A 20,486-nucleotide genomic window follows, 5' to 3' on the forward strand; every position below is an offset into this window, starting at 1 on the left:
GCACTGGCTGTTGTTTTGATCAAGGCCCGGTACAATCCGGGCCTTGTTGTTTTGTGCTGCTATAGGATCATCATGTCGGCTTCTTTCGTTCATCTTCGCCTGCACACCGAATACTCGCTGGTCGATGGCCTGGTGCGGATCAAGCCGCTGGCCAAGGCATTGGCGGCGATGAACATGCCGGCGGTCGCGGTTACCGACCAGAGCAACATGTGCTCGTTGGTCAAGTTCTACAAGAACGCCATGGGCGCCGGGATCAAGCCGATCTGCGGCGCCGACCTGTGGCTGGCCAACAGCGACCCGGATGCGCCGCTGTCGCGCATCTGCCTGCTGGCCATGGATGCCAAGGGCTACCGCAACCTCACCGAGTTGATTTCCCGTGGCTGGGTCGATGGCCAGCGCAACGGCCTAGTGATCATTGAGCGCCAGTGGATCGCCGAAGCCAGCGAGGGCGTGATCGCCCTGTCCGCGGCCAAGGAGGGCGACATCGGCATGGCCTTGCTCAATGGCAACCCGGACGAAGCCGAAGCCTTGCTGCGCGACTGGATGCAGATGTTCCCGGAGCGCTTCTACGTCGAAGTGCAGCGCACCAACCGCGCCGGTGACGAAGAATACCTGCACGCCGCCGTGGCCCTGGCCGACAAGCTGGACGCGCCGCTGGTAGCCACCAACGATGTGCGCTTTATCAAGCAGTCCGACTACGACGCTCACGAAACCCGCGTGTGCATCGGTGAAGGCCGGGCGCTGGATGACCCGCGCCGTTCGCGCAATTACAGCGACCAGCAGTACCTGAAAAGCCCGGAAGAAATGGCCGAGCTGTTCAGCGACCTGCCCGAAGCGATTGCCAACACCGTCGAGATCGCCAAGCGCTGCAACATCCAGGTGCAGTTGGGTAAGCACTTTCTGCCGGACTTTCCGACGCCCAACGGCATGGGTATCGACGACTACCTGCGCCACGTTTCCCACGAGGGCCTGGAAGAGCGTCTGGCGGTGTTGTGGCCGAAAGAGACCACGCCGAATTACCAGGAAAAGCGCCAGGTCTATCTGGACCGGCTGAAGTTCGAGCTGGATATCATCATCCAGATGGGCTTCCCCGGTTACTTCCTGATCGTTATGGACTTCATCAAGTGGGCCAAGAACAACGGCGTGCCGGTTGGCCCGGGCCGGGGTTCGGGTGCCGGTTCGCTGGTTGCCTACGTACTGAAGATTACCGACCTCGACCCGCTGGCCTATGACCTGCTGTTCGAACGTTTCCTCAACCCGGAACGGGTATCGATGCCCGACTTCGACGTCGACTTCTGCATGGATGGCCGCGACCGGGTAATCGAATACGTGGCTGACGCCTACGGGCGCAATGCCGTGAGCCAGATCATCACCTTCGGCACCATGGCGGCCAAGGCGGTGGTGCGCGACGTGGCGCGGGTCCAGGGCAAGTCCTACGGCCTGGCTGACCGCCTGTCGAAGATGATCCCCTTCGAAGTCGGCATGACCCTGGAAAAAGCCTACGAGCAGGAAGAGATCCTGCGCGATTTCCTCAAGAGCGATGAAGACGCCAAGGAAATCTGGGACATGGCCCTCAAGCTCGAGGGCGTCTGCCGGGGTACCGGTAAACACGCCGGTGGCGTGGTTATCGCGCCGACCAAGCTTACCGATTTCTCGCCGATTGCCTGTGATGAAGAGGGCGGCGGCCTGGTCACCCAGTTCGACAAGGATGACGTCGAGGCCGCAGGCCTGGTGAAGTTCGACTTCCTCGGCCTGCGTACCCTGACGATCATCAAGTGGGCGATGGAAACCATCAACCGCGAACAGGCCAAGAAAGGCCTGGATGACCTGAACATCGATTTCATCCCGCTGGATGACAAGAAGACCTACGACCTGCTGCAAAAGGCCGAAACCACGGCGGTGTTCCAGCTTGAATCGCGGGGCATGAAGGAGCTGATCAAGAAGCTCAAGCCCGACTGCCTGGAAGACCTCATCGCACTGGTGGCGCTGTTCCGTCCCGGCCCGCTGCAATCGGGCATGGTTGACGACTTCATCAACCGCAAGCACGGTCGCGCGGAACTTGCCTACCCGCACTCCGATTACCAGTACGAAGGCCTGAAACCCGTTCTGGCACCGACCTACGGCATCATCCTGTACCAGGAACAGGTGATGCAGATTGCCCAGGTCATGGCCGGTTACACCCTTGGTGGTGCGGACATGCTGCGCCGGGCCATGGGTAAGAAAAAGCCCGAGGAAATGGCCAAGCAGCGCGGCGGTTTCATTGAAGGTTGCGCCAGCAACAACATTGATCCGGACCTCGCCGGCAACATCTTCGACCTGGTAGAGAAATTCGCCGGCTACGGCTTCAACAAATCCCACTCCGCCGCCTACGGCCTGGTCTCGTACCAGACTGCCTGGCTCAAGACCCACTACCCGGCGCCGTTCATGGCCGCGGTGCTGTCGGCGGATATGCACAACACCGACAAGGTCGTGACCTTGATCGAGGAAGTGCGCAGCATGAAGCTGCGCCTCGATGCGCCGGACGTGAACACCTCCGACTTCAAGTTCACGGTCAACGACGATGGCCGCATCGTCTATGGCCTGGGGGCGATCAAGGGCGTGGGCGAGGGGCCGGTCGAGGCCATCGTCGAAGCCCGCGCCGGCGGCCCGTTCAAGGACCTGTTCGACTTCTGCGAGCGGGTCGACCTCAAGCGCATCAACAAGCGCACCCTCGATGCCTTGATCCGCAGTGGCGCGCTGGACCGCCTGGGCCCGTACTTCCATGACGAACTCAAGGCCTACCAGGCCAACATCGACCGCAACCGCGCAGTGCTGCTGGCGGCGATGGAAGAGGCGATCAAGGCGGCCGAGCAAACCGCGCGCACCGCCGACAGTGGCCACGCCGACCTGTTCGGCGGGCTGTTTGTCGAAGAGGATGCCGACGTTTATGCCAACCACCGCAAGGCCCGCGAGCTGACCCTCAAGGAGCGCCTGCGTGGTGAAAAAGACACCCTGGGTCTGTACCTGACCGGTCACCCGATCGACGAGTACGAAGGCGAGATCCGCCGTTTTGCCCGCCAGCGCATCATTGACCTCAAGCCTGCGCGCGACACCCAGACCGTCGCCGGGATGATCATTGCCCTGCGCGTGATGAAGAACAAGAAGGGTGACAAGATGGGCTTTGTCACCCTCGACGACCGCTCCGGGCGCATCGAGGCCTCGCTGTTTGCCGATGCCTTCATGGCCAACCAGGCGCTGCTGCAGACCGATGCTATGGTGGTGGTTGAAGGCGAGGTCAGCAACGATGACTTCTCCGGCGGCCTGCGCCTGCGGGTCAAGCGCGTGATGAGCATGGAAGATGCCCGCACCAACCTGGCCGAAAGCCTGCGCCTTAAAGTGCACGCCGATGCCCTCAAGGGCGACCGGCTGAACTGGCTGGGCGAGCTGTTCAAGCGCCATCGCGGCGCCTGCCCGATCACCATGGAATACACCGGCAGCGATGCCAAGGCCATGCTGCAGTTCGGCGAAAGCTGGCGCATCGACCCGGCCGATGGCTTGATTCAGGCCCTGCGTGACCAGTTCGGACGTGAGAACGTCTTTTTGCAATATCGATGAATTTTTAATCTCGACCTGAATGCGCCTGATCCCTTAAGGTAGGGCGCCAAACGGATCAACCGGCCGGCCGCCTGGCCGTAGACCCAAGACGGATGCCTATGAACCCGAATTTTCTGGATTTCGAACAGCCGATTGCTGACCTGCAAGCCAAGATCGAAGAGCTGCGCCTGGTTGGCAATGACAACTCGCTGAACATCGGCGATGAGATCGCCCGTCTGCAAGACAAGAGCAGCACCCTGACCGAAAGCATTTTCGGCAACCTGACCAGCTGGCAGATCGCCCGCCTGGCCCGTCACCCGCGCCGTCCGTACACCCTGGACTACATCGAGCACATCTTCACCGAGTTCGACGAGCTGCACGGTGACCGTCACTTCTCCGACGACGCCGCGATTGTCGGTGGTATCGCCCGCCTGGACGACAAGCCGGTGATGGTCATCGGTCATCAGAAAGGCCGTGAAGTGCGCGAAAAGGTTCGCCGCAACTTCGGCATGCCGCGCCCGGAAGGCTACCGCAAGGCTTGCCGCCTGATGGAAATGGCCGAGCGTTTCAAGATGCCGATCCTGACCTTCATCGACACCCCGGGCGCTTACCCTGGCATCGACGCCGAAGAGCGCAACCAGAGCGAAGCCATTGCCTGGAACCTGCGGGTCATGGCCCGCCTGAAAACCCCGATCATCGCCACTGTAATTGGTGAAGGTGGTTCCGGCGGTGCACTGGCCATCGGTGTCTGCGACCAGCTGAACATGCTGCAGTATTCTACCTACTCGGTGATCTCGCCGGAAGGTTGCGCCTCGATCCTGTGGAAGACCGCCGAAAAGGCCTCCGACGCAGCCGAAGCCATGGGCATCACCGCCGAGCGCCTGAAAGGCCTGGGCATCGTCGACAAGGTTATCGCCGAGCCCCTGGGCGGCGCGCACCGTGATCCGGCAAAAATGTCCGCCACCGTTCGCGGCGAGCTGATCGAGCAACTGGACATGCTCAAGAAGTTCGACAACGACGCGCTGCTCAAGCGCCGCTATGACCGTCTGATGAGCTACGGGCTCTGATCTGATAATCGCGGGTCAAGCCCGCTCCCACAGGGCTCTAGGCAAACTGTGGGAGCGGGCTTGACCCGCGATCGAGCGCAAAGCGCTCGCAACCGGGTCGACGCTGATGATTGATCTTCACACCAAGCTGTCCCCCTGGCTCACCGCCCCCTCCTGGTGCATCGCCCTCTCCGGCGGCCTGGATTCCAGTGTCCTCCTGCACCTGCTGGCAAGCCTGTCCCGCCAGCAGCCAATACCGCCCATCCGCGCGATTCACATCCACCACGGCCTGCAGGCTGCGGCCGACGCCTGGCCGGCGCATTGTCAGCGCCTGTGCGACGCCCTGGGCGTTGAACTGCAGATCATTCGGGTCAAGGTCGCCCCTGGCGCCAGCATTGAGCAGGGCGCCCGTGACGCGCGTTACGCCGCCTTTACCGCTGCCTTGCATCCCGGCGAAATCCTGTTGACCGGCCAGCACCGCGAAGACCAGGCCGAAACCTTGCTGTTTCGCCTGTTGCGCGGCGCCGGCCTGCGCGGCCTGGGCGCCATGCCCGGGCAGCGGCCGCTAGGGCAGGGCATGTTGCTGCGGCCGTTGCTGGGTGTTTCGCGTAACGACCTGCAGGCGTACGCCAAGGCTCAGCAGTTGAGCTGGATCGAAGACCCGTCCAACACCGATACGCAATTCTCGCGCAACTACCTGCGCCACCAGGTGTTCCCGGCACTGCTGCAGCGCTGGCCGCAGGCCGCGCAAAACCTCGCGCGCAGCGCCGAGCACTTGAGCGAAGCCCAGGGCCTGCTCGATGAACTGGCGCAGGACGACCTGGCCCGGGCCGCGACCCCGGCAGCGTTCGACTGGCTTGGCCTGGACTCGCTCGACCTCGAGGTGCTGCGCGAGCTATCCCCGGCGCGCCAGCGCAACGCCCTGCAATATTGGCTGGCGCCGCGCACGCGCTTGCCCGACAGCCGCCACTGGGCAGGCTGGGAGGCCCTGCGCGATGCGGCATCCGACGGACGGCCACTGTGGCAACTGACCGACGGCCAATTGCACCGCGCCGCTGGCCGTATCTGGTGGCTGGCCGGTGACTGGTTGATGCCTGCAGGTGGCCGGCAGGTCTGGGCTGACCCGCACAAAGCACTGACCTTGAGCCACAACGGCAGTGTCAGCCTCAGCGGCACGTTGCCGCAGGGCCCCTTGCACATTGCCTACCGCCAGGGCGGCGAAACCCTGGCAATTGCCGGCCGCGGCCAGCGCGACTTGAAGCGCCTGCTCAACGAGGCGCAACTGCCGTCATTCGCCCGTTCGCGCCTGCCGTTGCTGTATTGCGCCGGGCAATTGCTGGCGGTCGCCAACCTGCCGGGGCTGAGCCAGGGCGACTGGCAATTGCATTGGCATGCGCCGACGAGCGAGCAAGGTTTGAGATGAAAGGCACATTCGGGTAGACTACGCTCCCTTCTTGATACAGCTTCTGTGGCTTCCCCGAAATCACAGCAGTTGCCGATTACCAAGCAGTTTTTTGCTGGGCGATTCTAAAAATGTTTAGCGAGCTCCTAACCGGGTATCCAACCCCCGGTGTGACCAGACGCGGCAGTTTTTTAAGATGCACTGTGATTGACGCAGGTGATCGGGGGCTTCGGCCTTCCTTCGCTTTCCCCGGCGGCACTGACCGCTTTAACGCAGACTTCTAGGGTTTTTCATGACGCGCTACATATTCGTCACGGGCGGTGTTGTTTCTTCATTGGGGAAAGGCATTGCCTCGGCTTCATTGGCGGCCATCCTGGAGGCGCGGGGGCTCAAGGTCACCATGCTCAAGCTGGACCCGTACATCAACGTCGACCCGGGCACCATGAGCCCGTTCCAGCACGGTGAAGTGTTCGTCACCCATGACGGCGCCGAGACCGACCTGGACCTGGGCCACTACGAGCGGTTCATCCGCACGACCATGACCCAGAACAACAACTTCACCACCGGCCGTATCTACGAGCACGTGCTGCGCAAAGAGCGCCGTGGTGATTACCTGGGCGCGACCATCCAGGTCATTCCGCACATCACCGACGAGATCAAGCGCCGCATCATCAAGGGTGCCGGCGACGCCGACGTGGCCCTGGTGGAAATCGGCGGTACCGTGGGTGACATCGAGTCGCAACCGTTCCTCGAGGCTATCCGTCAGCTGCGCGTCGAAGTGGGCTCCAAGCGCGCCATGCTGATGCACCTGACCCTGGTGCCGTACATCGCCACCGCTGGCGAGACCAAGACCAAGCCAACCCAGCACTCGGTCAAGGAGCTGCGCTCCATCGGCCTGCAGCCAGACGTGCTGATCTGCCGCTCCGACCATCCGGTGGATGTCTCCTCGCGCCGCAAGATCGCCCTGTTCACCAACGTCGAAGAGCGTGCGGTGATTTCCCTGGAAGACGTCGACACCATCTACAAGATCCCGGCCGTACTGCACGCCCAGGGCCTGGATGACTTCGTCGTCGAGCGTTTCGGCCTGCAATGCAACGGTGCCGACCTGTCCGAGTGGGAAAAGGTCGTCGACGCCAAGCTCAACCCTGAGCACGAAGTCACCATCGCCATGGTCGGCAAGTACATGGAACTGCTGGACGCCTACAAGTCGCTGATCGAAGCGATGAGCCATGCCGGCATCCAGAACCGCACCAAGGTCAACCTGCGCTACATCGACTCCGAAGACATCGAGAACCAGGGCACCAGCCTGCTCGAAGGCGCCGATGCGATCCTGGTTCCAGGCGGTTTCGGCCTGCGTGGCGTCGAAGGCAAGATCACTGCCGTGCAATATGCTCGCGAGAACAAGGTCCCGTACCTGGGTATCTGCCTGGGCATGCAGGTGGCGGTCATCGAATTCGCCCGTAACGTCATGGGCTGGAAAGACGCCAACTCCACCGAGTTCGATCGCAACAGCGGTCACCCGGTCGTCGGCCTGATCACCGAGTGGGAAGATGCCACCGGCGCAGTCGAAACCCGTACCGAAGCCTCGGACCTGGGCGGCACCATGCGTCTGGGCGCCCAGGAATGCCAGCTGGCAAGCGGCTCCAAGGTTCACGACTGCTACGCCAAGGACGTGATCGTCGAGCGTCATCGTCATCGCTACGAAGTGAACAACAACCTGCTGCCACAACTGGTCGAAGCCGGCCTGAAAGTCTCCGGTCGTTCCGGTGACGGCGCGCTGGTCGAAGTGGTCGAGTCCCAGGATCATCCATGGTTCGTCGCTTGCCAGTTCCACCCGGAGTTCACCTCGACCCCGCGTGACGGCCATCCGCTGTTCAGCGGCTTCGTCAAGGCGGCACTGGCTCAAAAGAACAAGGCCTGATTCATGACCCAGAAGATCATTCGCGTCGGTAACATCGAGATCGCCAACGACAAGCCGTTCGTCCTGTTCGGCGGCATGAACGTGCTGGAATCCCGTGACCTGGCCATGAAGGTCTGTGAAGAGTACGTGCGGGTTACCGAGAAACTCGGTATCCCTTACGTGTTCAAGGCCAGCTTCGACAAGGCCAACCGTTCGTCGATCAACTCCTACCGTGGCCCTGGCCTGGAAGAGGGGATGAAGATCTTCGAAGAGATCAAGAAGACCTTCAACGTGCCGGTCATCACCGACGTGCACGAGCCAGAACAGGCTGCTGCGGTGGCCAAGGTCTGCGACATCATCCAGTTGCCGGCCTTCCTCTCGCGCCAGACCGACCTGGTGGTGGCCATGGCCAAGACCGGCGCGGTGATCAACATCAAGAAAGCCCAGTTCCTCGCACCCCAGGAAATGAAACACATCCTGACCAAGTGCGAAGAGGCCGGTAACGATCAGTTGATCCTCTGCGAGCGTGGTTCGAGCTTCGGTTACAACAACCTGGTGGTGGACATGCTCGGCTTCGGCATCATGAAGCAGTTCGAGTACCCGGTGTTCTTTGACGTCACCCACTCCCTGCAGATGCCGGGTGGTCGCGCCGATTCCGCCGGTGGTCGCCGCGCCCAGGTCACCGACCTGGCCAAGGCAGGCCTGAGCCAGGGCCTGGCTGGCCTGTTCCTCGAGGCGCATCCGGATCCGGACAACGCCAAGTGTGACGGTCCTTGCGCCCTGCGCCTGGACAAACTGGAGCCTTTCCTGGCCCAGCTCAAGCAACTTGATGACCTGGTGAAGAGTTTTCCGACGGTAGAAACCGCGTAATCCTCGATTCTCCGGTAAAGTACCCCCCGTTCAACCTCTGACCCTCGGGTCAGGGGTCTGCTTTCGCCGGGCCTGCCTGTTTCAAATTGCCCGGCGAGCGGCAAGGTTTTTCTCAGCTGCGTTGTTTTCGTCAATTCTGGAGTGCTTACAACAATGGCAAAAATCGTCGACATCAAAGGTCGAGAAGTTCTCGATTCGCGTGGTAACCCTACCGTAGAAGCGGACGTGCTGCTCGACAACGGCATCATCGGCAGCGCCTGCGCGCCGTCCGGTGCTTCCACTGGCTCGCGCGAAGCGCTGGAGCTGCGTGATGGCGACAAGAGCCGTTACATGGGCAAGGGCGTACTCAAGGCAGTTGCCAACATCAACGGCCCGATCCGCGACCTGCTGCTGGGCAAGGATCCGGTTGACCAGAAAGCCCTCGACCGCGCCATGATCGAACTGGACGGTACCGAGAACAAGGCCAAGCTGGGCGCCAACGCCATCCTCGCCGTGTCCCTGGCTGCCGCCAAGGCCGCCGCCCAGGACCAGGACCTGCCGCTGTACGCGCACATCGCCAACCTCAACGGCACCCCAGGCCAGTACTCGATGCCGGTTCCGATGATGAACATCATCAACGGCGGCGAGCACGCCGACAACAACGTCGACATCCAGGAGTTCATGGTTCAGCCGGTTGGCGCCAAGACCTTCTCCGACGCGCTGCGCATGGGCACCGAGATTTTCCATCACCTCAAGGCTGTGCTGAAGGCCCGTGGCCTGAACACTGCTGTCGGTGACGAAGGTGGTTTCGCGCCTAACCTGGCATCCAACGAAGACGCGCTGTCGGCCATCGCCGAAGCCATCGCCAACGCCGGTTACAAGCTGGGCACCGACGTCACCCTGGCCCTGGACTGCGCGGCCAGCGAGTTCTACGAAGATGGCAAGTACAACCTGTCCGGCGAAGGCAAGTCGTTCGACGCCGAAGGTTTTGCCGACTACCTCAAAGGCTTGACCGAGCGCTTCCCGATCATCTCGATCGAAGACGGCCTGGACGAGTCCGACTGGGCTGGCTGGAAGATCCTCACCGACAAGATCGGCGCCAAGGTGCAACTGGTCGGTGACGACCTGTTCGTGACCAACACCAAGATCTTGAAAGAAGGCATCGACAAGAGCATCGCCAACTCGATCCTGATCAAGTTCAACCAGATCGGCTCGCTGACCGAAACCCTGGAAGCCATCCAGATGGCCAAGGCTGCCGGTTACACCGCGGTAATCTCGCACCGTTCGGGCGAAACCGAAGACTCGACCATTGCCGACCTGGCCGTGGGTACCGCTGCCGGCCAGATCAAGACCGGTTCGCTGTGCCGTTCCGACCGCGTCTCCAAGTACAACCAATTGCTGCGTATCGAAGAGCAACTGGGCAGCAAGGCTGTGTACCGTGGCCGTGCCGAGTTTCGCGGCTAAGCAAGAGATGGTAAAAAGACCGCAGCAAAGCGGCGCTGAACGGTCATACTGATCGTTCAGAAGCCCTTGCTGCAGGTGTCTGAACACAAAGCCTGGCTTCGGCCAGGCTTCGTGCCATCAGCGACCTGCAGATGTGGCGGTCTTTTCCACTGGATACCCTGATGCGCAGTCCTTATTGGTTGTTCCTCGTCTTGCTCCTGCTGCTCGGTGGCCTGCAGTATCGTCTGTGGGTGGGCAATGGCAGCCTGGCCCAGGTCACCGAACTCAAGCAACAGATCGCTGACCAGCACGCTGAAAACGAGCGTTTGCTGGAGCGTAACCGTGTGCTTGATGCCGAGGTACTGGAGTTGAAGAAAGGTATGGAAACCGTCGAAGAACGGGCTCGCCACGAACTGGGTATGGTCAAGGAGGGCGAAACCCTCTACCAGCTTGCCCAATGAACCCGACCTTGCCGGCCTTCTGGGCCGTGATTCCCGCCGCGGGTGTTGGTGCCCGCATGGCTGCCGACCGTCCCAAGCAGTACCTGCAGTTGGGCGGGCAGACCATTCTCGAGCATAGCCTCGACTGTTTTCTTGACCATCCCTGCGTCAAAGGGGTGGTGGTCAGCGTTGCCGCTGACGATCCCTACTGGCCCGGTTTGCGCTGCGCCAGCGATCCCCGTATCCAGCGTGCCGAAGGCGGTCAGGAACGTGCCGATTCGGTGCTCAACGCCTTGTTGCTGCTGCACGCCCAGGGTGCGGCGGACAGCGACTGGGTGCTGGTGCACGACGCCGCGCGGCCGAACCTGGCCCGCAGCGACCTCGACCGCTTGCTCGCAGAGCTTGCCGATGACCCGGTGGGTGGACTGCTGGCGGTACCGGCGCGCGATACCCTCAAGCGCGCCGATGCCCACGGCCGGGTCAGCAGCACAATCGACCGCAGTACCGTGTGGCAGGCCTACACGCCACAGATGTTCCGCCTCGGTGCCTTGCACCGGGCCCTGGCCGACAGCCTGGTGGCCGACGTGGCGATTACCGACGAGTCATCGGCCATCGAATGGGCCGGGCAGGCGCCGCGCCTGATCGAAGGGCGCAGCGACAACATCAAGGTCACCCGCCCCGAAGACCTCGAGTGGCTGCGCCAGCGCTGGGCCAAGCGCGGTTGAGCACTCTTCGCGGGGCAAGCCCGCTCCTACAGTAGGAGCGGCCTTGCCCCGCGATGCTTTTCAGGCACCTCGATACTCAGGCAACCCCGCCAACCCCTCACGCAAATAGTCCACCAGCTTGCGCACTTTCGGCGACAGATGCCGCTGCTGCGGATACAGCGCCCACACCGCGGTATTGGGCGGTTGATGCGCTTCCAGCAGTGACACCAGCGCGCCGGTTTTGAGGTGTTCAAGCACGTAGTAGTCCGGCAACTGGCACAAGCCCATCCCTTGCAGCGCCGCGTCCAGCACTGCCTGGCCGCTGTTGCAGCGCCAGTTGCCCTGAACCCGCTGGCCGATCTCCCGCCCGTCCAGTTGCAGCGCCCAGTTGTCGGAGCTGCCGATCAGGCAGTTGTGCCGCGCCAGCTCCGACAGGCTGTGCGGGCGGCCGTAGCGTTCCAGATACGCAGGTGACGCGCACAGGTACATGCGCCGCGGCGCCAGGCGCGTGGCCACCAGCCGCGAGTCCTGCAAACGGCCCAGGCGAATGGCCAGGTCCATGCCCTCATGCACCAGGTCCAGCGGGCGGTTGCTCAGTTCGATGTCCACCCGTAGTTGCGGATAGGCGGCCATGAAGCGCGTCACCAGCGGCACGATGAAGCGCTCACCGTAGGCCACGGCGCAAGTCATGCGCAGCAGCCCTTTGGGCTCGCTGGTCAGGTCGCCCATGGCGCGCAGGGCTTCTTCGCGGCCGTCCTGCAGGCGTTGGCAATGCTGCAGGAAGGTCTGCCCGGCTTCGCTCAGGGTCACCCGCCGGGTGCTGCGGTACAGCAAGCGGGTTTGCAGGCGTTCTTCCAGGCGGGCGATCTGCCGGCTGACGTGGGACGACGACACCCCGAGGCGTTCGGCGGCGGCGGTGAACTGCCCGGCTTCGGCGACGGCCACGAATTCGTCGATACCCTCCCACAGATTGCTCATTTATTATCCCTGTACAGCAATAATGTTTTGTCTTTGCCTGGATTATTCATCAAATATCGATGAATTACACTGCAAGCCTGAACTGACCCCTTGCTGGAGAAGATTGATGATCAAGTCCCGTGCCGCCGTTGCCTTCGAGGCCAAGAAACCGCTGGAGATCGTCGAAGTCGACGTGGCCATGCCCAAGGCCGGCGAGGTGCTGCTGCGCGTGGTCGCCAGCGGCGTCTGCCATACCGATGCCTACACCCTGTCGGGCGCCGACCCGGAAGGCATCTTCCCGTCGATCCTCGGCCACGAGGGCGGCGCCATCGTCGAAGCCATCGGTGAGGGCGTGACCTCGGTTGCCGTTGGCGATCATGTGATCCCGCTGTACACCCCCGAGTGCGGCCAGTGCAAATTCTGCCGCTCCGGCAAGACCAACCTGTGCCAGGCCATCCGCGCCACCCAGGGCAAGGGCCTGATGCCCGACGGCAGCACGCGCTTCTCCTACAAGGGCCAGCAGTTGTTCCACTACATGGGCACCTCGACTTTTTCCGAGTACACCGTGCTGCCGGAAATCTCCGTGGCCAAGATCCAGAAAGAAGCCCCGCTGGAGAAGGTCTGCCTGCTCGGTTGCGGCGTAACCACCGGTATCGGCGCGGTGCTCAACACCGCCAAGGTCAAGCCGGGCGATACCGTGGCCATCTTCGGCCTGGGCGGCATTGGCCTGTCGGCGATCATCGGTGCGGTGAAGGCCAAGGCTTCGCGGATCATTGCCGTGGACATCAACCCGAGCAAGTTCGAGATCGCCAAACAGCTGGGTGCCACCGACTGCGTCAACCCGAAAGACTACGACCGTCCGATCCAGGAAGTGATCGTCGATCTCACCGATGGTGGCGTCGACTTCTCGTTCGAGTGCGTGGGTAACGTGCAACTGATGCGTGCGGCGCTGGAATGCTGTCACAAGGGCTGGGGCGAGTCGGTGATCATCGGCGTTGCCGGTGCCGGCCAGGAAATTTCCACCCGTCCGTTCCAGCTGGTGACTGGCCGGGTCTGGCGCGGTTCGGCCTTCGGTGGCGTGCGTGGCCGCAGCGAGCTGCCAAGCTACGTGGAAATGTCGGAAAAAGGCGAAATCCCGTTGGATACCTTCATCACCCACACCATGGGCCTGGAAGAAATCAACAAGGCATTCGACCTGATGCACGAAGGCAAGAGCATTCGCAGCGTCATCCACTTCTGAGGTCTGCCATGAGCCTGGAAAACATCTCTTGCCAGAAGAGCTTCGGCGGCTGGCATAAACGCTACCGCCATCGCTCCCAGGTGCTCGGCTGCGACATGGTGTTTGCCGTGTACCTGCCGCCGCAGGCCGAGCAGGGCGGCAAGCTGCCGGTCCTGTACTGGTTGAGCGGCCTGACCTGCACCGACGAGAATTTCATGCAAAAGGCCGGTGCGCACAAGCTGGCTGCCGAGCTTGGCTTGATCATCGTCGCCCCCGACACCAGCCCGCGCGGGCCGCAGGTGCCGGCTGATCCTGATGGCGCCTGGGATTTTGGCCTGGGGGCCGGGTTCTACCTCAACGCCACCGAGCAGCCGTGGGCCCAGCACTACCGCATGCACGACTATGTGGTGGAGGAATTGCCGGCATTGGTCGAGGCGCATTTCCCGGCCTCAAGTCAGCGCGGTATCAGCGGTCATTCCATGGGCGGCCATGGCGCGCTGGTGTGCGCTTTGCGCAACCCGGGGCGTTACCGTTCGGTGTCGGCGTTCGCGCCGATCAGCAACCCGATGGATTGCCCGTGGGGGCAGAAGGCCTTCAGTCGCTACCTGGGTGAGGACCGGGCGCGCTGGCGCGAGTGGGATGCCAGCGTGTTGCTCGCCGAGGCTGGCGAGCGCTTGCCGCTGCTGGTCGACCAGGGCGATCGCGATGATTTTCTCGACAACCAGCTCAAGCCGCAGGTGCTCGAGCAGGCGGCCAGGGCGGCGGGTCATCCGCTGACCTTGCGCCTGCAACCGGGCTATGACCACAGCTACTACTTCATTGCCAGCTTCATCGATGACCACTTGCGGCATCATGCCGCAGCGCTGATAGGCCCGGGTAACTGATCCTACAAATCAAGCCCAAGCGCCGGCAAAGCAGGTAGAATCACGCCCTGACTCAATCAGGGCGTTTTTTTATGCGTATTGGCCACGGCTACGATGTGCACCGCTTCGCGGAAGGCGATTTCATCACCTTGGGTGGGGTGCGCATTGCGCACAAGTTCGGGCTGCTGGCCCATTCCGATGGCGACGTCGTCTTGCATGCCCTGAGCGATGCCCTGCTTGGCGCTGCGGCGCTGGGCGATATCGGCAAGCATTTCCCCGACACCGATCCGCAGTTCAAGGGCGCCGACAGTCGCGTGCTGCTGCGCCACGTGGTGCAGATCGTTCAGGCCAAGGGCTGGAAGGTCGGTAACATCGACGCCACCATCGTTGCCCAGGCACCGAAGATGGCCCCGCATATCGACACCATGCGCCAGTTGATCGCCCAGGACCTGCAGGTCGAGCTGGATCAGGTCAACGTCAAGGCCACCACCACCGAAAAGCTTGGTTTTACCGGGCGTGAGGAAGGCATCGCGGTTCACGCCGTTGCCCTGTTGCTGCCGGCATGATGAGCGAACTCGAACTGCTCGGCCCGCGTGCTGCGGGCCAAGCGCTGGGCAGCGCAATTCTCAAGGCCAGCGCCGAAGACTTCCAGGTCGATGAAGTACTCGACATTCCCCTCAGCGGCAGCGGTGAACACCTGTGGCTGTGGGTCGAAAAACGTGACCTCAACACCGAAGAGGCTGCCCGTCGCCTGGCCCGCGCCGCCGGCGTGCCGCTGCGCAGCATCAGCTACGCCGGCCTCAAGGACCGCCAGGCGCTGACCCGCCAGTGGTTCAGCCTGCACCTGCCGGGCAAGGCCGACCCGGACCTGAGCGCCGCCGAAAACCACACCTTGAGCATCCTCAAGCAGACCCGCCACTCACGCAAGCTGCAGCGCGGCGCGCATTCAGCCAACGGCTTCACCTTGCGCCTCACTGGCCTCAAGGCTGAACGTGCGGCGCTGGATGCACGGCTTGAGCAAATCCGTAGCCAGGGCGTGCCTAACTACTTTGGCACCCAGCGCTTTGGTCACGACGGCGGCAATGTCCACGATGCCCGTGAGTGGGCCAACCGCCAGGCCTTGCCTGAGCAGCGCAACGTTCGTTCGCGGCTGCTCTCCAGCGCCCGCAGCTACCTGTTCAACCAGGTACTGGCCGCACGTGTCGCCGACGGCAGTTGGCAGCAGGCACAGGTCGGTGACCTGCTGGCGTTTACCGACAGCCGCAGCTTTTTTCCGGCGGGTGAGGCTGAATGTTCCGATCCGCGCCTGGCAATTCTCGACCTGCACCCCACCGGCCCGCTATGGGGCGAGGGGCAGTCCGGCGCCAGCGGCGCGGCTGGTGAACTCGAGCAACGTATCGGTGAACAGCATGGCGCCTTGTGCCAATGGCTGGCGCGGGCGGGCATGAGTCACGAACGACGCATTCTGCGACTGCCCATTAGCGGGCTGACGTGGCATTATCCCGAGCCTGATATCCTGCAACTGGAATTCGTCCTTCCGGCCGGATGCTTCGCCACCGTGGTGGTGCGCGAGCTTGTTGATCTGGTGCCGGCAGGGCAGACGGACAGCCCATGCGTATTCTGATTTCGAACGACGACGGGGTTACCGCACCCGGTCTCGCCGCGCTGCATGCTGCGCTGGCGGATTATGCCGAATGTGTGGTGATCGCCCCGGACCAGGACAAAAGCGGCGCCAGCAGTTCGCTGACGCTCGACCGGCCGCTGTGCCCGCAAACCCTGGCCAATGGTTTTATCAGCCTCAACGGCACGCCGACCGATTGCGTCCACCTGGGCCTCAACGGCCTGCTGCCGACCCCTCCGGACATGGTGGTGTCGGGGATCAACCTGGGCGCCAACCTTGGCGATGATGTGCTGTATTCCGGCACCGTGGCTGCTGCGCTTGAGGGCCGTTTTCTCGGCGGTACCTCGTTTGCCTTCTCGTTGCTCTCGCGCCTGCCCGACAACCTGCCGACGGCTGCCTACTTCGCCCGCAAGCTGGTCGAGGCTCATGCCAGCCTCGAGCTGCCGCCTCGTACGGTGCTCAACGTCAATATCCCCAACCTGCCGCTGGAACACATCCGCGGCATCCAGTTGACCCGCCTGGGCCATCGCGCCCGCGCTGCGGCACCGACCAAGGTGGTCAATCCGCGGGGCAAGGAAGGCTACTGGATCGCCGTGGCCGGCGATGCCGAGGATGGCGGCCCGGGGACCGATTTCCACGCGGTGATGCAGGGCTATGTCTCGATCACTCCGCTGCAGCTCGACCGGACCTTCAATGATGCCTTCGAGCGCCTCGACGGCTGGCTGGAGGGCTTACTCTGATGCGCGAACAGGATGATCTGATGCGCCACGGTATCGGTTTTACCTCTGAGCGAACCCGCGAACGGCTGATCAAGCGCCTGATCGAGGAAGGGGTCTCGAACCCCAAGGTGATCGAGGTACTGCGCCGCACGCCTCGACACCTGTTCGTCGATGAAGCCCTGGCCCACCGTGCCTACGAAGACACGGCGTTGCCAATCGGCAACAACCAGACCATCTCCCAGCCGTTCATGGTCGCGCACATGAGCGAGCTGTTGCTCGAAGCCGGCCCCCTGGACAAGGTGCTGGAGATCGGCACCGGTTCCGGCTACCAGACCGCAATTCTTGCGCAACTGGTCGAACGGGTGTTTTCCGTCGAGCGTATCAAGGTCCTGCAGGATCGCGCCAAGGAACGCCTGATCGAGCTGAACCTGCGCAACGTGGTGTTCCGTTGGGGCGATGGTTGCGAAGGCTGGCCGGCACTTGCGCCTTACAACGGCATCATCGTCACCGCGGTCGCGCCCGAGGTGCCTCAGGCCCTGCTCGACCAGCTCGCCCCGGGCGGGCGCATGGTCATACCGGTGGGGCCGGCCGGTGAAACCCAGCAGTTGATGCTGATCGTGCGCGAAGAACACGGCTTCTCGCGACGGGTGCTGGGCGCCGTGCGTTTTGTGCCGTTGCTCACCGGGCCACTGGCCTGACCGGGCTTTTTTTTCGCCCGGGCGAATTTCGGCGGCATTGCCCTGTCTATCTGGCGGGCTACCATAGTCTGTTACAGATCACGTTTAGCAATGGCCAGACGTCCGCATGGCGGCGCGCTCGGGTATAATTGCAACAATATTGCATTTTTTACATCGGTCACCATTAGAGGGAGCGGCGGGTGGGTCACACAAACATTCGGCAGCGCAAGGATCCATCGAGCTTCAAGCTTCTGCTGATTGCACTGGCCGTGGGTACGCTGGTGACGGGGTGCTCGAGCACGTCTTCCAACAGCGTCCGGGTGGTCGATCGCAACAACGCCGCGCCCAAACGCCCTGTGGTCACCACCGGTCAATACCTGGTGCGCCCCGGCGACACGCTGTTCTCCATCGCCTTTCGCTATGGCTGGGACTACAAGGCCCTGGCCGCGCGCAACGGTATCGCTGCGCCGTATACCATTCGTCCGGGCCAGGCGATCCGTTTCGATGGTCGCTCCAGTGGCCCGGCGCCAGTTGTCGGCACCACCGTGGTCACCAGCTCGCCATCTTCTTCAAGCAAGACCACCATCATCAAGCGTCCCCTGGACAGCTCCGGCAAACCAATAACGCCGCCGCCCACCACCACGCCTGCAAGCACGCCAAACACCGTGCCGGTTGCCCCGGTGGCGACTACCACAGCACCCGTGCAAGTGCCCCCCGCAGGGCGCTCCACGGCCGGCTGGGCCTGGCCGGCCAACGGCGTGCTGATTGGAAAATTTGCTTCAAACGGTAGTTTGAATAAAGGCATTGATATCGCCGGTGATTTGGGACAGCCTGTTTTTGCTGCATCTGATGGTTCAGTTGTCTACGCCGGGAGTGGCTTGCGGGGCTACGGCGAGTTGGTAATCATCAAGCACAACGATACCTACGTCAGTGCCTACGGCCACAACCGCAGGCTTTTGGTTCGGGAGGGACAGCAGGTCAAGGTAGGGCAGACAATTGCCGAAATGGGGTCCACGGGCACAGACCGGGTGAAGCTTCATTTTGAAATTCGCCGCCAGGGCAAACCTGTCGATCCGCTGCAATTCCTGCCACGTCGTTGATTGCTAGGCCCGGCCTGTTCCTCGCGTAGAGGGGACAGGCTCCAGCGCTGCCAGGGATAAAGGCGCCGCTCGAGTCTGAGTTCGAACTCAGCAAAGGACTATAACAATGGCTCTCAGTAAAGAAGTGCCGGAGTTTGACATCGACGATGAGGTTCTCCTGATGGAGACCGGCATTGTTTTGGAAACGGATGTGATGTCAGACGAACCTGCTGTACCTACGGTTCGGACCAAGGCTAAACAGAGCGCTACGCTCAAACAGCACAAGTACATCGACTACACTCGGGCACTTGATGCAACCCAGCTTTACCTCAATGAAATCGGCTTCTCGCCATTGCTCTCTCCGGAAGAAGAAGTGCACTTTGCGCGCCTGTCGCAACGTGGTGATCCGGCCGGGCGCAAGCGCATGATCGAAAGCAACCTGCGCCTGGTGGTTAAAATCGCCCGGCGTTATGTCAACCGGGGGCTTTCGCTGCTCGACCTGATCGAAGAAGGCAACCTCGGCCTGATTCGGGCGGTCGAGAAATTCGACCCGGAACGCGGCTTCCGTTTTTCTACCTACGCCACCTGGTGGATTCGGCAGACCATCGAACGGGCGATCATGAACCAGACCCGTACCATCCGCTTGCCCATTCACGTGGTCAAGGAACTCAACGTCTACCTGCGCGCCGCCCGCGAACTGACCCAGAAGCTCGATCACGAACCGTCCCCGGAAGAGATCGCCACCCTGCTGGAAAAACCGGTCGGCGAGGTCAAGCGCATGCTTGGGCTCAACGAGCGGGTATCGTCGGTGGATGTGTCCCTGGGGCCGGATTCGGATAAAACCCTGCTCGATACCCTGACCGACGACCGTCCTACTGATCCGTGCGAGCTGCTTCAGGATGACGATCTGTCCCAGAGCATCGACCAGTGGCTCAGCGAGCTGACCGACAAGCAGCGCGAGGTAGTGATTCGCCGCTTCGGCCTGCGCGGTCATGAAAGCAGTACGCTGGAAGATGTCGGCCTGGAAATCGGCCTGACCCGGGAACGGGTGCGGCAGATCCAGGTAGAGGGCCTCAAGCGCCTGCGTGAGATCCTCGAAAAGAATGGCCTGTCCAGCGAGTCGCTGTTTCAGTAACGCCAGCGAAATCGTTGTGAAGAACGCCCCGACATGTCGGGGCGTTTTTGCATCTGCAGAACAGCGGTTTACCCGTGAACGGCTTCCCGATGGCGTTCTGGAAACATTCGGGTTTGGGCGCGATCCGACGGCGATGTTGGTACTGTTCTAGTTCATGTAAGCCATCGCTTACTCGTTGTGTAAGCCTTGACTGTACGCTGTAGTAAATCGTTGTCGTTTTCAGTGTGCGCTTTTGTTTAAGCTATTGATATATATAGATATTTTTGTTTGTGACAGTACGGTTACCGCAGCTTTTTGAGAGCTTTGTGCTGTTGTGGTAAATCTTGGAACCGCTAATATTTGTCCTGTGTCTACGGACTGACACAGGCTCTCAAGGATGAAAGCCAAGGACATCGCAGGATGCGATTCATCAGGATGATGAAAGGGAACAAAGGGACTACGGAAAAAATGTGGGCGGGTCAAACCGCCCCTTTTTTTTGCCCGCAACAAACATGAAAAAAGGCCCTCGAAGGGCCTTTTTTGTTGATCCGCGCTTAGCGCTCGAGATCGGCGATCTTGCCTGGCTTGCCATCCCACTCGGCGGCATCTGGCAACGAATCTTTCTTTTCGGTGATGTTCGGCCAGATTTCCGCCAGCTCGGCATTGAGCTCGATGAAGTTCTCCATGCCGGCAGGCACTTCGTCTTCCGAGAAAATGGCGACGGCGGGGCATTCAGGCTCGCACAGTGCACAGTCGATGCACTCGTCCGGGTGAATGACCAGGAAGTTCGGGCCTTCGTAGAAGCAGTCCACCGGACAGACTTCTACGCAGTCGGTGTACTTGCACTTGATGCAGTTGTCGGTGACGACGAAGGTCATTT

18 protein-coding genes are annotated in these 20,486 nt (G+C 61.9%); 16 read left to right on the plus strand and 2 right to left on the minus strand.

Features of this window, described 5'->3' with window-relative positions:
* Positions 1 to 72: 72 nt before the first annotated feature.
* The 8 genes from dnaE (at position 73) to ispD (ending at position 11,378) form a co-directional block, all read left to right on the plus strand.
* Complete coding sequence (dnaE, locus tag LOY22_RS05910) at positions 73 to 3,594, plus strand: DNA polymerase III subunit alpha (protein ID WP_045193616.1); 3,522 nt, start codon at positions 73 to 75, stop codon at positions 3,592 to 3,594.
* Between the two features lie 98 nt (positions 3,595 to 3,692).
* Positions 3,693 to 4,640: an acetyl-CoA carboxylase carboxyltransferase subunit alpha gene (locus LOY22_RS05915; protein ID WP_045193615.1), complete on the plus strand. Its 948-nt coding sequence runs from the start codon at positions 3,693 to 3,695 to the stop codon at positions 4,638 to 4,640.
* A gap of 106 nt (positions 4,641 to 4,746) precedes the next feature.
* Positions 4,747 to 6,042, plus strand: a complete 1,296-nt coding sequence (gene tilS / locus LOY22_RS05920; RefSeq protein WP_213602217.1) for a tRNA lysidine(34) synthetase TilS — start codon at positions 4,747 to 4,749, stop codon at positions 6,040 to 6,042.
* A gap of 271 nt (positions 6,043 to 6,313) precedes the next feature.
* Positions 6,314 to 7,942 carry a CTP synthase gene (locus LOY22_RS05925; RefSeq protein ID WP_038996727.1) on the plus strand — a complete coding sequence of 543 codons (1,629 nt, stop codon included), beginning with the start codon at positions 6,314 to 6,316 and terminating at the stop codon, positions 7,940 to 7,942.
* Between the two features lie 3 nt (positions 7,943 to 7,945).
* Positions 7,946 to 8,791, plus strand: coding sequence for a 3-deoxy-8-phosphooctulonate synthase (gene kdsA / locus LOY22_RS05930; protein ID WP_045193613.1), 846 nt, complete (start codon positions 7,946 to 7,948; stop codon positions 8,789 to 8,791).
* A gap of 153 nt (positions 8,792 to 8,944) precedes the next feature.
* Complete coding sequence (gene eno / locus LOY22_RS05935) at positions 8,945 to 10,234, plus strand: phosphopyruvate hydratase (RefSeq protein WP_045193612.1); 1,290 nt, start codon at positions 8,945 to 8,947, stop codon at positions 10,232 to 10,234.
* Between the two features lie 161 nt (positions 10,235 to 10,395).
* Positions 10,396 to 10,674, plus strand: a complete 279-nt coding sequence (gene ftsB / locus LOY22_RS05940) for a cell division protein FtsB (RefSeq protein ID WP_038996723.1) — start codon at positions 10,396 to 10,398, stop codon at positions 10,672 to 10,674.
* Positions 10,671 to 11,378 carry a 2-C-methyl-D-erythritol 4-phosphate cytidylyltransferase gene (gene ispD, locus LOY22_RS05945; RefSeq protein WP_093386661.1) on the plus strand — a complete coding sequence of 236 codons (708 nt, stop codon included), beginning with the start codon at positions 10,671 to 10,673 and terminating at the stop codon, positions 11,376 to 11,378. Before ftsB ends, ispD begins: the two co-directional genes overlap by 4 nt.
* 60 nt (positions 11,379 to 11,438) lie before the next feature.
* Here the strand turns inward: ispD and LOY22_RS05950 are convergent, their stop codons facing one another.
* Positions 11,439 to 12,335, minus strand: coding sequence for a LysR substrate-binding domain-containing protein (locus LOY22_RS05950; RefSeq protein WP_045193609.1), 897 nt, complete (start codon positions 12,333 to 12,335; stop codon positions 11,439 to 11,441).
* A gap of 106 nt (positions 12,336 to 12,441) precedes the next feature.
* On the opposite strand from LOY22_RS05950, the gene LOY22_RS05955 reads away from it, so the two are divergent.
* The 8 genes from LOY22_RS05955 to rpoS all read left to right on the plus strand — a co-directional run bounded on the left by LOY22_RS05955 (position 12,442) and on the right by rpoS (position 19,627).
* Positions 12,442 to 13,554, plus strand: a complete 1,113-nt coding sequence (locus LOY22_RS05955) for an S-(hydroxymethyl)glutathione dehydrogenase/class III alcohol dehydrogenase (RefSeq protein WP_258596815.1) — start codon at positions 12,442 to 12,444, stop codon at positions 13,552 to 13,554.
* 8 nt (positions 13,555 to 13,562) lie between these two features.
* Positions 13,563 to 14,417, plus strand: a complete 855-nt coding sequence (gene fghA / locus LOY22_RS05960; protein WP_093386654.1) for an S-formylglutathione hydrolase — start codon at positions 13,563 to 13,565, stop codon at positions 14,415 to 14,417.
* 71 nt (positions 14,418 to 14,488) lie between these two features.
* A complete protein-coding gene (ispF, locus tag LOY22_RS05965) occupies positions 14,489 to 14,962 on the plus strand; it encodes a 2-C-methyl-D-erythritol 2,4-cyclodiphosphate synthase (protein WP_045193605.1) in 474 nt (157 codons plus the stop codon).
* Positions 14,962 to 16,020, plus strand: coding sequence for a tRNA pseudouridine(13) synthase TruD (truD, locus tag LOY22_RS05970; RefSeq protein WP_213604466.1), 1,059 nt, complete (start codon positions 14,962 to 14,964; stop codon positions 16,018 to 16,020). Before ispF ends, truD begins: the two co-directional genes overlap by 1 nt.
* The gene (gene surE / locus LOY22_RS05975) at positions 16,008 to 16,757 is read left to right on the plus strand and encodes a 5'/3'-nucleotidase SurE (protein ID WP_093386651.1); all 750 of its coding nucleotides are present in this window, start codon (positions 16,008 to 16,010) and stop codon (positions 16,755 to 16,757) included. The genes truD and surE overlap by 13 nt, the downstream gene beginning before the upstream one ends.
* Entirely contained in the window at positions 16,757 to 17,434 is a 678-nt protein-coding gene (locus LOY22_RS05980) for a protein-L-isoaspartate(D-aspartate) O-methyltransferase (RefSeq protein WP_045193603.1), read from the plus strand. The genes surE and LOY22_RS05980 overlap by 1 nt, the downstream gene beginning before the upstream one ends.
* Positions 17,435 to 17,613: 179 nt before the next feature.
* Complete coding sequence (locus tag LOY22_RS05985; protein ID WP_093386648.1) at positions 17,614 to 18,513, plus strand: peptidoglycan DD-metalloendopeptidase family protein; 900 nt, start codon at positions 17,614 to 17,616, stop codon at positions 18,511 to 18,513.
* 106 nt (positions 18,514 to 18,619) lie between these two features.
* Complete coding sequence (gene rpoS / locus LOY22_RS05990) at positions 18,620 to 19,627, plus strand: RNA polymerase sigma factor RpoS (RefSeq protein WP_045193601.1); 1,008 nt, start codon at positions 18,620 to 18,622, stop codon at positions 19,625 to 19,627.
* A gap of 533 nt (positions 19,628 to 20,160) precedes the next feature.
* Here the strand turns inward: rpoS and fdxA are convergent.
* Complete coding sequence (fdxA, locus tag LOY22_RS05995) at positions 20,161 to 20,484, minus strand: ferredoxin FdxA (protein WP_010224804.1); 324 nt, start codon at positions 20,482 to 20,484, stop codon at positions 20,161 to 20,163.
* Positions 20,485 to 20,486: the final 2 nt, after the last annotated feature.

The organism is Pseudomonas sp. B21-035 (assembly GCF_024748945.1).
Classification (GTDB): Bacteria; Pseudomonadota; Gammaproteobacteria; order Pseudomonadales; family Pseudomonadaceae; genus Aquipseudomonas.

Bases quoted from the DNA above. Each gene is read 5' to 3' on its own strand.
- tilS (WP_213602217.1), top strand. From the start codon at position 4,747: ATGATTGATCTTCACACCAAGCTGTCCCCCTGGCTCACCGCCCCCTCC.
- ftsB (WP_038996723.1), top strand. From the start codon at position 10,396: ATGCGCAGTCCTTATTGGTTGTTCCTCGTCTTGCTCCTGCTGCTCGGT.
- LOY22_RS05925 (WP_038996727.1), top strand. From the start codon at position 6,314: ATGACGCGCTACATATTCGTCACGGGCGGTGTTGTTTCTTCATTGGGG.
- ispF (WP_045193605.1), top strand. From the start codon at position 14,489: ATGCGTATTGGCCACGGCTACGATGTGCACCGCTTCGCGGAAGGCGAT.
- rpoS (WP_045193601.1), top strand. From the start codon at position 18,620: ATGGCTCTCAGTAAAGAAGTGCCGGAGTTTGACATCGACGATGAGGTT.
- dnaE (WP_045193616.1), top strand. From the start codon at position 73: ATGTCGGCTTCTTTCGTTCATCTTCGCCTGCACACCGAATACTCGCTG.
- truD (WP_213604466.1), top strand. From the start codon at position 14,962: ATGAGCGAACTCGAACTGCTCGGCCCGCGTGCTGCGGGCCAAGCGCTG.
- kdsA (WP_045193613.1), top strand. From the start codon at position 7,946: ATGACCCAGAAGATCATTCGCGTCGGTAACATCGAGATCGCCAACGAC.
- fghA (WP_093386654.1), top strand. From the start codon at position 13,563: ATGAGCCTGGAAAACATCTCTTGCCAGAAGAGCTTCGGCGGCTGGCAT.
- LOY22_RS05915 (WP_045193615.1), top strand. From the start codon at position 3,693: ATGAACCCGAATTTTCTGGATTTCGAACAGCCGATTGCTGACCTGCAA.
- eno (WP_045193612.1), top strand. From the start codon at position 8,945: ATGGCAAAAATCGTCGACATCAAAGGTCGAGAAGTTCTCGATTCGCGT.
- LOY22_RS05955 (WP_258596815.1), top strand. From the start codon at position 12,442: ATGATCAAGTCCCGTGCCGCCGTTGCCTTCGAGGCCAAGAAACCGCTG.
- fdxA (WP_010224804.1), bottom strand. From the start codon at position 20,484: ATGACCTTCGTCGTCACCGACAACTGCATCAAGTGCAAGTACACCGAC.
- LOY22_RS05980 (WP_045193603.1), top strand. From the start codon at position 16,757: ATGCGCGAACAGGATGATCTGATGCGCCACGGTATCGGTTTTACCTCT.
- ispD (WP_093386661.1), top strand. From the start codon at position 10,671: ATGAACCCGACCTTGCCGGCCTTCTGGGCCGTGATTCCCGCCGCGGGT.
- LOY22_RS05950 (WP_045193609.1), bottom strand. From the start codon at position 12,335: ATGAGCAATCTGTGGGAGGGTATCGACGAATTCGTGGCCGTCGCCGAA.
- surE (WP_093386651.1), top strand. From the start codon at position 16,008: ATGCGTATTCTGATTTCGAACGACGACGGGGTTACCGCACCCGGTCTC.